This is a genomic window from Rhodococcus sp. NJ-530, assembly GCF_003860625.1.
GTDB lineage: Bacteria > Actinomycetota > Actinomycetes > Mycobacteriales > Mycobacteriaceae > Rhodococcus_F > Rhodococcus_F qingshengii.
In genome coordinates this window covers 4583920-4595704 of the sequence record NZ_CP034152.1, presented here as the reverse complement: position 1 = coordinate 4595704, position 11785 = coordinate 4583920, and the positions used below count along the sequence as shown (strand labels likewise).

Sequence of the window (11785 nt, the reverse complement as noted above, 5' to 3'; positions counted from 1 at the left end):
CGACCCGTCGGGTGCGGCAAGGCCCCCATAGCCCAATTGGCAGAGGCAACGGACTTAAAATCCGTCAAGTGTCGGTTCGAGTCCGACTGGGGGCACCACGTAGATCCTCCTGCACATTGAATCGAAAAACCCGCTCGTCCTCTTCGGGCGGGCGGGGCTTTCCGTGGAGCAGCGACTGACCACCAAGTGGCTACTGAGCCCAGACGGTCGTCCCTGCAGGAGCATTCAGCGTGTTGACGAGATCGATGCCGGCTACGACAGCCGCGCCGCCGCCGCCGAGGATCGTTCCGGCGACACCGCCGATTCCGGCGCCTGTTGCGAGGCCACCCAGGCACAGTGCCGCGGCGACGGGGAGTCCGACGATGGTCAAGCCCAGCGGAGCGCCGACAGCGCAACCGATTCCGGCGCCGACGATGGTGCCGAGCAGGCTGCCGACCTGAGTGCCGAGTCCGAGTTGGCTCTGGAAGTGCGCAATCGCCCGATCATTCTCCTCGGGCGAGGCGACGGGCGTCCATTCCTTTGCCGCAGGCGCACTCTCGGGTCGAGGTGTTGCCTTCGCCGAATCGGTGATCGGTGTCAGCGTGAGGGTCTTACCGTCTTCACTGATCGTGCGATCGAAGGGGAACTGTAGATCCCCGAGGTTGTATGCGAGAGGCAGGGAAACAAGGTCGGCTCCCTTGCTGTCCTGCAAGACGACGGACTTGCCGTCGCCGGACACCTTGAACAGCCCGGCGTCGATGGTGGTGACGATCGACTTGTCGACGACCTTCGCTTCGTAATTCACGTCGGTCGACGGATCAGCTGATGCGATCCCTGTTGATGCTCCGACTGCAGCGACCGCTAGAGCAGTCACAGCCGTCTTCTTGAAGAAACCCATAGTTCAACCCCGTGTTCGCCTGCGTGTGCTCGCAGAAACTCGACAACTTCGGACATTGGTAAACCCCCGACAAAGCCTTCGTATTAAAGCAGACCGAAGTGACGGAAGGGATAGTTGCGCTCGGGCCGACCGGAAGCGGCCGGTGTAATCGAATGTGCAGCGTGCAGTATCAAGTTGTCGAACATGTGTGCGAAAATGTGGAGATGCGGTTGACCGAGCAATCCCCGGACTGCTGCCCCAACGGACACCGGCTCACGGCGAACACATGCCTTGTCGGTTGGGAGGTCTGCGGGTGTGCCTCGACGGAGAATGGCGGACACAGGACCCATTACTGCAGGCGATGTGGTGAAACTGTCCGGACGCCGGAGTGTGTCGGCGTGGATCCGCAGAAAAGTCGGTGGAGTTGAAGTGCTGTTACGTTGTGTTTCAAAGAGATTCGCGAGAGCCTCACCCGGCGGATCGGTGCCGGGTGAGGCTTGTGGATCAGGTAGGCGGGGCGACGGGTGCGTCGCTGCTTCCTCCCGAGCTCCCGCTCGACGAGCCGGTGCCGAACAGTAGGCCGAAGAAGCCGGAGATTGCGCCGAAGAAATCGAACATGGGCGAGCCTTTCGCGAGGACGAATGCGGTCACGACAAGTGGCCGACTTGTGGTGGTGTTCAGAGAAGTTCCGTCGACATTGACGGTAAAGGCGTCGGACGAAGGCCGACTGCCGGATGAAATGTACGATTCGTCCCCGTTTGATACAAGTCTTTCCCGAGTAACAGTTACTTGAGGCTTAAATTATCGGGGGTGCCTGCCTGATCTGGGGTGCCCTGCCTGCTTGGGTGGGGCAACCAGGCAGGGCAGTGGTTGGCCGTCCCTCTCAATACCGACCTACGGCGAACCATCGGCGTTGAAACTACCCACAGTTCGTGACGTGCGCCACTTACGTACCGGTACCTTCGTTAGCCGAGGTCGGACGTTGCGGCGAAGGCGGTCGTCGACGTCCCCGCGGGGACGTGGTTCATCGAGAAATCGCGGTCCCGATCAGGGTTGACGACGCTTGCCAACAGGAGCATGGCGGCGACAAAGAGAACTCCTGCGGCGAGGTAGGCGATTCTCACGGGCAGGCGCGGGCGTCGATCTGAATTCGTGGACATTCACGTTCTCCATCGGTGCATGTTGGACGAACGCCTAGTTTAACGATCAACTAATGAAAGGGTGTGAACAGTGACGCAAGATACGAAAAGGCCCTCGATCTCGGGGGAAATCGAGGGCCTTTCCGGTCGAACGTCGGCGCCGCCAAGCACATAGCGTCACCGACCCACTATCGGTGTCGAGCGTGACCCCTCATGTCCGACCCCACTTCTCGACACTATCCAGTAACTTGCGACATTGTGGATGATTCGGACATTGTCATTCGGATGGGGGAGATCCCGTCCGCAGCCCCTACTTTCGTCCGGCAGCCCATTTCATTCCCCAGTTGTAGGCCCGATCGAGATCTGACTGACTGCCGTTGATGTACTGAACTTCACGGGTCACCGTCACGCCCTGACCTGAACTCTGGATGAGAGCGATTGCGCACAGTCGCTCCTGGTTGCTGGCGGAGTCGAGTCGCACTTCCACTTCCGGCCCGTTGGTGGGATACAAGGTGACGACGCCGTCCACCGCCGCCCAGTTGGGAGCGCCGTCGTAGATCATCGCGAAGATCAGGATTCGCCGGAAAGCGCTTGGGTCACCAAGATTGACGTGCATGTTCTCGCCGCCGGTGTTCGCACCACTGCGGTCGTCGCCGTCGAGGGAGATGTAGGGCGGAGAAGTCAGTGAACCGAAACTGTTACCCAAGGCCTGAACTACTCCCTTGGACCCGTCGGCAAGTTCGTAGAGGCATCCGAGGTCCAGGTCGACCGCACCAGAGCCTGCGCCGGCGAGCTTGGCGAGAAAACCGGTCTTCTTCGGTGGTGCCCCCTGTGACCAGTTGAGGTTCACGCGCATATTGCCTTGTCGTTCACCCGCCTTCGCGAGGTTGACCGTCGGCGCCGATTTTGTCAGCGTGATCTTGCTCAGGCTGACCGGTGCTTGCGACGGAGTGGACTCGCCGGAACGTCGGGTGTAGTCGATTGCCATCGTGATAGTCCTTGTCTGAACTCGAATGAGTCCGATCGTGTTACCCGTCGAGGAATCTCCACCGACGTGATCGGCGATCTCCGGCCATTGTCCCTCATGTCTGATTTCAACCCATGGGCATCAAACTTGCGGCGCCAACTTGCGGCAGACCAGCAGTTTGCTGATTACTGTGTCTGTGGGCAGACGCGACTCCGAAATAGGGTGGACGCACTGGTTGACACGGCAACGTCCAATTACGGAAGAATTGCTGAGTCGGACGTCCGATTCAATTTCGTCGTGGGAGCGGGAGGTAAGTGATGCCAGTCCTGTCGCTTCTGCAACCCCGCCAGAGAGAAAGACTGACGCCCGCCCAACGTGATGACGTAACTCGTGAGCAGATAGCCGTTACCTTCGGCGTGCTGCCCTGGGCCGCTGCCGTCCACCTCGTCGTCACACTCGGGCTGACGTTGTATGTAATTCCCCCGGACGGCGGACCGCTGCCGCGTGTGTGGCCATTGCTGTCCGGCGTGATCGGGTTGGTGGGGATGTGCGTGGGTCTCGCCATTCATTTCAACCTGATCACACCCACGTACCGGATGTCCTACGCGTTTCTCATCGTCGAATTTGCTGTAGTCGGGATCCTGTATTCCTCGCTCGCCCTGGTCCTGTACCCGATCCTGGACGATTCCGGCGATCTGATCCTGATAGCGGTCACCACATCGATCACCGGTGCCGGAGCCGTGGCCACCGCGATGTTGCGAGTGGTGGGGGTCACCTGGGTCCTGTCCAATCTGATAATCCTCGGGGTGGCATTCTGGCTTCAGCCGGGACCCGAGTTCGAACGAATTCTCATTGGAATGATCGCCTATGGCGCGGCTCTGATCGGCGGCACGATAGTGGTCTCGGGCAACCTGGAATCTCGCTATCGAGCTGAATTGAGCGCCGCGTCGGAACGATCGGTCGTGCAGATGCTTCTCGAAGACTTCGAAGGCAACGCCGGGGACTTCGTGTGGGAGACGGACCAGAAGGGCAAGTTCAACCGAATCCCGACGCGGCTCGCGGTCGAAGCGGGGCTGGACTCCACCGAGTTGCAGGGAACGGCGTGGCAGGACCTGTTCATGGAGTTGGGCACCCTACGGATCCCCGGCGGGATCGATGCGCTGATGGAGTTGCAGCAGGCCCGCCACACGAAGACCGCATTCGTCGACGTGCTCGTTCCGGTCCGAGTTCACGGTGAATTCGGTGGTGGCAGATCTCCGGACGCCCGCGCCCCGGCCGTACACCCGACGAGTTCGTCTGGCGAGGAGTCGGTTCCGACGTCACGGAAGTAAAACTGCAGAGTGACGAGATCGTGCGGATGGGTCGTGTGGACGCACTCACCGGTATGCCGAACCGGCACAGCTTCTGGACCGAGCTCGAGCGACTGCTGCGCGAGCCGTACACAAGCGAAAGTGGTCTCGCGTTGGCCATGCTCGACCTCGACAACTTCAAGTCGGTCAACGACACACTGGGACACACCGTTGGCGACGCGGTTCTGCGAGAGGTCGCGGATCGCCTGTCCGAAGCCGGCGGGGTGTCACAGTTGTTCGCACGTCTGGGGGGAGACGAGTTCGCGGTTCTTTTCACCGATGTGGGTGACAGCTCACAAGTTCGTACTCTGCTCGGCCGCTACATCGAAACTCTGCACGAGCCGATCACAGTGGCCGGTACGCGGTTGGAGATCGGATGCAGCATCGGGTACTACCTCCCCGACGAGCTGCCGTCCTCCGCCGACGAAATGATGGGCGCTGCGGACCTGGCCTTGTTCGCGGCAAAGGAATCCGGGCGCGGGGCCGTACGTGAATATCGAGACTCGATGAAGTCCGTGGCCGATCGGCGGGCCCGCCTGCTCGAAGATCTGGGAAACACTGTCGCGGAGAAGGACCTCGAACTCGAGCTGTTGCCCAGGATCGACGTGGTTTCCCGCGAGATCGTGGCCGTGGAAGTCCGCGTGATCTGGCACAACGCCCGCCTCGGTGCCGTTACGTCCGCCGAATTCATGAGCGTCGCAGACGACACCGGTTTGGCGTACTCACTGGGGACTACCGTCTTCGAGTTGGCCTGCGAGGCGGCGTCCCGCCTTCCTGATCACCTGCGGGTAGCCGTCGCGGTATCGACGCGTCAGCTCGAATCGGATTCCTTTGTCGTCGCGATAGGGGACTCGCTTCGACGAGCAGGTGTCAGTGCACATCAGCTCGAGCTCCAACTCAACGAATCATCGGCGATCACCGACGAGTCCAAGTTTGCGTTGCACGCCATCGCGGACATGGGAATCGCGCTGACCGTGGACGAGTTCGGCGCCGGATTCTCCTCGCTCGCATCACTGTCCGGCCTTCCGTTCACCCGAGTCCGGATAGAACGCTCCATTTCGGGTGCAGTGCCTGGTGGACGGTCGATCCTCGAAGCTGTCGTGGATCTGGTCGACGCATTGGGAATGGAGGTCGTCGTCTCGGGAGTCGACGGTGAGGAAGACTTGAAGTCCGTGGCCGCTGCAAGGGTGAGGACTGTTCAGGGATACATCGCCGGCGGAGCCATGTCGGTCGACGCGGTCGCAGCGGCGGTAGCAGGCCGACGTGGATGACCCGGCAGTACTCCGTAGGCGTCGCGTCGGGACGTCGGTGCGCAAACTCGGTCGCAGCGGCACGGAACAACACCTCTCGGATTACGATCGCCGTCGCCTACTCGATCGACGACTGCGGTTCACCGCGCGCGTACTGCCGTGGTCGTTTCTGACCGCGGCGGTTGCCTTGTCAGCGATCGTGGTGCTTCTGCCGGTGGATGCCGGATGGTTCACCTTCGCCTGGTCGAGCGTCATGCTGTTGTCGAGCGCTGGATTCAGTGTGTATTGGCTCCGGCGCTCGCGTCTCGGCGTCTCCGAGTCCCAGACCACCGAACTGGTGGTACTCACAGTCGAAATCATTGTCTGGGGAGTGCTCCTGGCGTGCTTGGCTCTCGTTCTCTTTCCGATGCTCGATCCTCGTGACGAGTTGGTACTGAGCTCGACCTTGATCGGTGGGATCGCGGTCGGCGTGTTTCCCACCATGATGTTTCGCGGAATCACTGTGGTCTGGATCAGCCTGGTGGGAGTCGGGTTGGCCGGGGCGTTCTGGACGGAACCGGGCACATCGCGTTTCGTGCTGATCGGGGTGCTGGTCGTCTTTGTAGGTTCGCTCTACAGCGGAACTTTGCTGTTGGCCAAACTTTTCGAGAGACGGCTACGCGCCGAACTCATAGCCGAGGACGAACGAGATCTCGTCGAGTTGTTGCTCAACGATCTCGAAGACGGAGCACAGGATTGGCTCTGGGAGACCGATTCGCGCGGTATCGCCAGTACCGTGTCGTATCGATTCGCCGAGCAGGTCGGTTTGCCGGCAGCACAGATTCGGGGCCGCACAATGCACGAGATCCTGATCGGGATCGGCGCGTCCCGAACAGATGTGGGCAGGAAGTCCCTTGATCTCCTCGCCGCGAATTTTCAAGCCGGGACGGCGTTTCGGGACCTCACCATGCAGGTCGTCGTTCGGGGCGATACTCGCTGGTGGTCGATGTCAGGTCACCCGGGCAGTGGCGATGGGGCGACCTACGGGTGGCGCGGTGTCGGATCCGATATCACGCACTCGTATCACCAGCGCCAGAACATCTTGCGATTGGCAGAGATCGATTCGTTGACCGGGCTCAGAAATCGGTACAGCTTCAACGCTCAACTGTCTTCGCGGATTCGGGACGGACACAGGGTGTGGCTGGCAATTCTGGATCTGGACAACTTCAAGTCGATCAACGACCGGTTGGGACACCACATCGGAGACGACGTGCTTCGCGATGTTGCCGGCAGACTGCACAGCGTTCTGCGATCGAACGAGATCTGTGGCCGACTGGGGGGTGACGAGTTCGCCATCGCCTTCGACGACGTAGCCTTCGACGACATCGGGAGTGCAGATGAGGTGGAGAAGAGATTCCAATCGATTCTCGACTCATTCGAACGACCATTTTCACTGGTCGGCAACCAGATTCGCATTCGTGCCAGTCTGGGTTACGGCTCGATGCCCGACGACGCAGACAGCCTCGAAGACCTGGTGATTGTCGCGGACCTCGCGCTTTACCACGCAAAGGAGAGCGGTCGGAACCAGATTCGCGCCTTCGATGCGACTTTGCGGGATCGTGCGACGGGTAGGGCCAGGGCACTGTTGGATCTTCGTCGTGCGTTGATCGACGAAGAGTTCGAGTTGGTTTATCAACCACAGGTCTCGGCCGCGACGGGAGTTGTTGTCGGGTTCGAGGCTCTGCTGCGGTGGAACCATCCGACTTCAGGTCTCGTCTCGCCGGGAGACTTCATTTCGGTCGCCGAGGAAACCGGCTTGATCGTGCCGATCGGTGCAGGTGTTCTGAGGGCTGCCTGCACGGCGGCGACAAAGTGGCCGGAGGACATTCGGGTTGCCGTCAACGTTTCTCAGGTGCAACTGCGTTCGAGTCGATACGTCGACTCGGTACGCCGGACACTGATCGAGGTGAACCTCCACCCGAGCCGACTCGAGATCGAGGTGACCGAATCGTTGGTCATCGACGACGCCGACCGAGATGTGTTGGTACAGCTCTCGGCGCTCGGCATCGCCATTGCGATGGACGACTTCGGCACAGGGTTCTCCTCGGTTGCCAGCTTGGCCCGGCTGCCGCTCGATCGGTTGAAGATCGATCGGGCGTTCGTCGCACCGCTGGACGCGGATCCCTCGAATTCGAGGTTCGCTGTCTTGCGAGCCGTCATCGCGATTGCCAAGTCTCTGGGGCTGGACACCGTCGCCGAGGGCGTGGAGACGGAGAGGCAGCGCGCGATAGTGACCGAGTGCGGATGTGACGTGATCCAGGGGTACCTCGAGGGAATGCCGATACGGGCAGCCGAGATTCCGCACTATTTGAATGGGCGACTCGGCGGTTCGAGCAGGTGGGGCGTCGCGGCTACCACTGAGTGAGAACTTTGCGCCCGTTTTGCCGTTCGATGTGTGACGGTACGCCGAAGTGCTTCACATCGAACTGCAGAAGGGTGTCTTCGTGGTGGTCGGATCGGCGTACTCCCCAGGGCCGATGTTGGTGGGTAAGAAGGCAGTGGTCACAGGCGGTTCCCAGGGAATCGGCGCAGCGATTGTTCGAGCATTTGCATCGCATGGCGCGTCAGTTCTGGTTGTCGACGTGGCTCCTCTTGGCGACGTCGAATTCGACTCGGCTGCAGGTGGTTCGATCAACTATCTCGAGTACGACGTGCGGACGCGGGAAGTCCCCGTAGCGTTGACCGAGTTCGCTCCGGACGTCCTGGTGAACAACGTGGGTCATTTCCTGAACCCGCCGACAGAGTTCACCGGTACGGATCCCGGTTTCTGGTCCGAGGCCGGCAGCATCAATTTCGATCACGTCGTGCGTCTGACCCATGCCCTGCTTCCCGGCATGATCGACCGCGGTTTGGGTGGATCGATCGTGAACCTGACGACGGTGGAGGCGCATCGAGCGATCCCGGGCCACACGATGTACTCGGCATACAAGGCCGCGCTGACACAGTTCACCAGGAGCCTTGGTGTGGAGATCGGTCGAACCGGAGTGCGCGTCAACGCCATTGCCCCGGATCTGATCGAGTCGGTACAGGTGCCGTATCGCACGATCGTTCCTGCCGACGACTGGGACAAGTGGCCGGGGTGGGCACCGTTGGGCGGACCGGGCCAGCCGGTCGACATTGCCGGCCCCGCACTGTTCCTGGCTTCCGACCTGGCGAGATACATCACCGGAACCGTGATCCACGTCGACGGCGGCTCGCACGCTGCCGGAGGCTGGTTCCCCACAGAAGAGGGTGGCTGGACCAACCGGCCCCGAAAGGCTTGACACATGACAACTTTCAGTCTGAACGTTCCCAACTTCGGCACCACTCTCGCGGAGGACTCCTACGCGAAACTCGTGCAGGTCTGTCAGAGCGCGGAAGCTGCGGGCTTCGACCGGGTCCTCGTCACCGATCACGTGGTGATGGGCTCGGACAACTCGGCGTACACGTGGTCGGCGTTCCCCACCGAGCCCGACGCCAACTGGCTCGAGCCGCTGACCGTCCTGGCTTTTGTTGCCGGACAGACGAAGACAATTCGCTTGGGGACCGGAATCGTCATCGCGGCGCTGCGCGGGGGAGCGGTACTGGCCAAGACGGCCGCGACACTCGATCTGCTCTCCGGGGGCCGACTCGACCTTGGCGTCGGAACAGGTTGGCAGGAACGTGAATACGAGGCGGCAGGTATGGACTTCGGTAAAAGGGGACCACTGCTCGACGACGCTCTCGCAGTGTGCCGGGCCCTGTGGAGTTCGGCGCCGGCGAGCATCGACACCCCTCGTCTGAAGTTCGACGACGTGTACTGCGCGCCCCGTCCGGCCGCTGGAATCCCGATCTGGGTGTCCGGTTCGCTCTCCAAGGCCGTTGTACGACGCGTCGCAACCTGGGGTGACGGGTGGATTCCGATCATGGGTGCCGCGGACGACGACCTACGTGAAGGGATCGACGTCATCGGCAAAGCGATGGCGGATCTCGGACGCGATCCAGCGGAATTGCAGGTCCGTGGGCGACTGACCGTCGTACGCGGGTCCGACGGTTCGATCGACCTCCCGGCGACGATGATCGGCGCCGAGCAACTGCTCGAATCCGGTGCCACCGATGTGCTGGTTGCGCTGGCGGCAGTAGATCCGGATCCGGATGCGGCGATGGCAGAGTTCGGCGAGCTGGTGGCGGCCTTCGCAAAGGTGACCCGCTGACGATTGCGTCGAGGCGGTAGTTCTATCGTGCGAAGTGTTGTAGTGCAGCCTGATCGAGGAGAGAACACATGACCGAGAGCATCGTCGTGGATACGAGCCTGGAAGCGTTGCTCGACGCCCGGATCAGCTGCCGCGCCTACGAGGACCGTCAGGTGCCACGTGAGGTGATCGAGGAGATCCTTCGGCTGGCGCAGAAGACGCCGTCGTGGTGCAACACGCAACCGTGGCAGGTCGCGATCACCGAAGGGGAGGGCACCGAGCGATTCCGCGCCGGCCTCGGTGAGTACGTGATGGCCAACGCCCAGGAGTCGGACTTCGAGTTCCCGCGCGCGTACCAGGGCATCTACAAGTCGCGTCGGTTCGACTGCGCGATGGCGCTGTATTCGAGCGTCGGAATCGAGCACGGTGACCGCGCCGGATCCGCGGCACAGACGATGAAGAATTTCGAGCTCTTCGGCGCTCCCCACGTCGCGATCATCACCACCGACGAGGCATTGGGCACCTACGGCGCAGTCGACTGCGGGTTGTACGTGAACAGCTTCCTGCTCGCGGCCCAGAGTCTGGGGGTCGCCACCATTCCGCAGGCGGCGCTCGCGGGCAGCTCCAAGTTCATTCACGAGCATTTCGGTATCGACGACACTCGCAAGGTTGTCTGCGCGATCTCGTTCGGATACCCCGACGCCGACCACCCGGTGAACGGATTCCGCACCGAACGCGAAACCGTCGACAACGTCGTGCAGTGGATGTCGAACTGACAGGGATGTCGAACTGATCACCTGCTGGTCGGGGGATTGAGTGTTGCGTAGTTCCACCTGAAAGACTGGTGGCATGTCCGACACACCCGAACTGTTCGATCGTCTGCGCCGATTCCCCGATGTCGAGGCACCCAATCTCTTTGCCGTCGATGCGGCTGACCGTCTGATCCTCGACGAGGCCGCCGACGCTCTCGCCGCGGCACCGGCGGGCACCGTCGTCGTGATCGGCGATCATTACGGTGCGCTGACTGCCGGTGTTGCGCTCGTGCACGGAATCGCCGCCGTGCGCGTTCACCAGGATCCGCTCACCGGAGAGCTGGCCCTCGCGAACAATGCGCGCGAACTCGGATTCAGTGACGCCTTCACCTCGCACGGACTGGACGAGGAGTTGCTCAGCGGCGCCCGCGTCGTGCTCATGCAATTGCCGCGTAGCCTCGCCGAACTTGCCGAGATCGCCCAGCTGATCGCGCTTCACGCCGACCCGGCGGTTCGTGTCTTCGCCGGTGGGCGTGACAAGCACATCACCCCGGCGATGAACAAGGTTCTCGGCGAATCGTTTTCCGACGTCAGCGCCTCGCGTGGGCGTCAGAAGTCCCGCGTACTCAAGGCTTCGGAACCGAAGCCCGATGTTGCTATCACGTTCCCGGTGACCGAACGCCTCGACGAATTCGACCTCGACGTCGTTGCTCACGGCGCAGTGTTTGCCGGTGCGAGCCTGGACATCGGCACCCGGTTGCTCCTGGAGAACCTCGGAAAGATTGCGGTCGATCCGCTGAGCGACGTGATCGATCTGGGTTGTGGCAGCGGCATTCTCGCGGCGGCGATCGCGCGGAAGTTCCCGGACGTGCACGTGATCGCAACGGATCAGTCCTCGGCAGCCGTCGCTTCGGCTCTGGCGACCGCGTCCGCAAATGGCGTCGGCGATCGAGTGAGCGGCCTGCGCGACGACGCCGTGAGTTCGTTGCCCAGTGCGAGCGCGGATCTGGTTCTGTTGAACCCGCCGTTCCACGTCGGCGCGGCGGTCCACACCGGCGGAGCACTCAAGATGTTCGAAGCTGCCGGCCGTGTCCTGCGTCCCGGTGGCGAGTTGTGGACTGTTCACAACGCGCATCTGGGGTATCGCGAACCGTTGAAAGCCGCGGTGGGTCCGAGCGAGGCGATGGCGAAGAACGCGAAGTTCATCGTGATGAAGTCGGTCAAACCGTCCTAGTATCGAAAAGGGACGAGTGTCGAAGAGTGTTGATCTTCTGGAAATGCG

10 protein-coding genes and 1 tRNA gene are annotated in these 11785 nt (G+C 61.7%); 8 read left to right on the top strand and 3 right to left on the bottom strand.

From position 1 onward, the window contains the following. Window positions 1-21: 21 nt before the first annotated feature. Window positions 22-98: transfer RNA gene (locus EHW12_RS21240), tRNA-Leu, on the top strand. 92 nt (window positions 99-190) lie between these two features. Here the strand turns inward: EHW12_RS21240 and EHW12_RS21235 are convergent. From EHW12_RS21235 to EHW12_RS21225, 3 genes are all read right to left on the bottom strand, one after another. Further along, the gene (locus EHW12_RS21235; RefSeq protein WP_125051675.1) at window positions 191-877 is read right to left on the bottom strand and encodes an ammonium transporter; all 687 of its coding nucleotides are present in this window, start codon (window positions 875-877) and stop codon (window positions 191-193) included. Between the two features lie 944 nt (window positions 878-1821). After that, window positions 1822-2016: a hypothetical protein gene (locus EHW12_RS21230; protein WP_007728824.1), complete on the bottom strand. Its 195-nt coding sequence runs from the start codon at window positions 2014-2016 to the stop codon at window positions 1822-1824. A gap of 289 nt (window positions 2017-2305) precedes the next feature. Then, the gene (locus tag EHW12_RS21225) at window positions 2306-2983 is read right to left on the bottom strand and encodes a tellurium resistance protein TerA (RefSeq protein WP_007728823.1); all 678 of its coding nucleotides are present in this window, start codon (window positions 2981-2983) and stop codon (window positions 2306-2308) included. 296 nt (window positions 2984-3279) lie between these two features. On the opposite strand from EHW12_RS21225, the gene EHW12_RS35420 reads away from it, so the two are divergent. The 7 genes from EHW12_RS35420 to EHW12_RS21195 all read left to right on the top strand — a co-directional run bounded on the left by EHW12_RS35420 (window position 3280) and on the right by EHW12_RS21195 (window position 11737). Then, the gene (locus EHW12_RS35420; protein WP_241199020.1) at window positions 3280-4293 is read left to right on the top strand and encodes a hypothetical protein; all 1014 of its coding nucleotides are present in this window, start codon (window positions 3280-3282) and stop codon (window positions 4291-4293) included. 26 nt (window positions 4294-4319) lie between these two features. After that, window positions 4320-5582 carry an EAL domain-containing protein gene (locus EHW12_RS35415; protein WP_241199019.1) on the top strand — a complete coding sequence of 421 codons (1263 nt, stop codon included), beginning with the start codon at window positions 4320-4322 and terminating at the stop codon, window positions 5580-5582. Next, window positions 5575-7965, top strand: a complete 2391-nt coding sequence (locus EHW12_RS21215) for an EAL domain-containing protein (protein ID WP_241199018.1) — start codon at window positions 5575-5577, stop codon at window positions 7963-7965. Before EHW12_RS35415 ends, EHW12_RS21215 begins: the two co-directional genes overlap by 8 nt. Window positions 7966-8011: 46 nt before the next feature. Continuing rightward, window positions 8012-8863 (top strand): SDR family oxidoreductase, encoded by an 852-nt coding sequence (locus EHW12_RS21210; protein WP_030536264.1) that lies wholly within the window; start codon window positions 8012-8014, stop codon window positions 8861-8863. 3 nt (window positions 8864-8866) lie between these two features. After that, on the top strand, window positions 8867-9772 hold the full coding sequence (locus EHW12_RS21205) for a TIGR03619 family F420-dependent LLM class oxidoreductase (RefSeq protein WP_042448880.1): 906 nt from the start codon (window positions 8867-8869) through the stop codon (window positions 9770-9772). Window positions 9773-9840: 68 nt separating this feature from the next. Continuing rightward, a complete protein-coding gene (locus EHW12_RS21200) occupies window positions 9841-10527 on the top strand; it encodes a nitroreductase (RefSeq protein ID WP_003943290.1) in 687 nt (228 codons plus the stop codon). A 73-nt stretch (window positions 10528-10600) separates the two neighbouring features. After that, the gene (locus tag EHW12_RS21195; RefSeq protein WP_007728811.1) at window positions 10601-11737 is read left to right on the top strand and encodes a methyltransferase; all 1137 of its coding nucleotides are present in this window, start codon (window positions 10601-10603) and stop codon (window positions 11735-11737) included. Window positions 11738-11785: the final 48 nt, after the last annotated feature.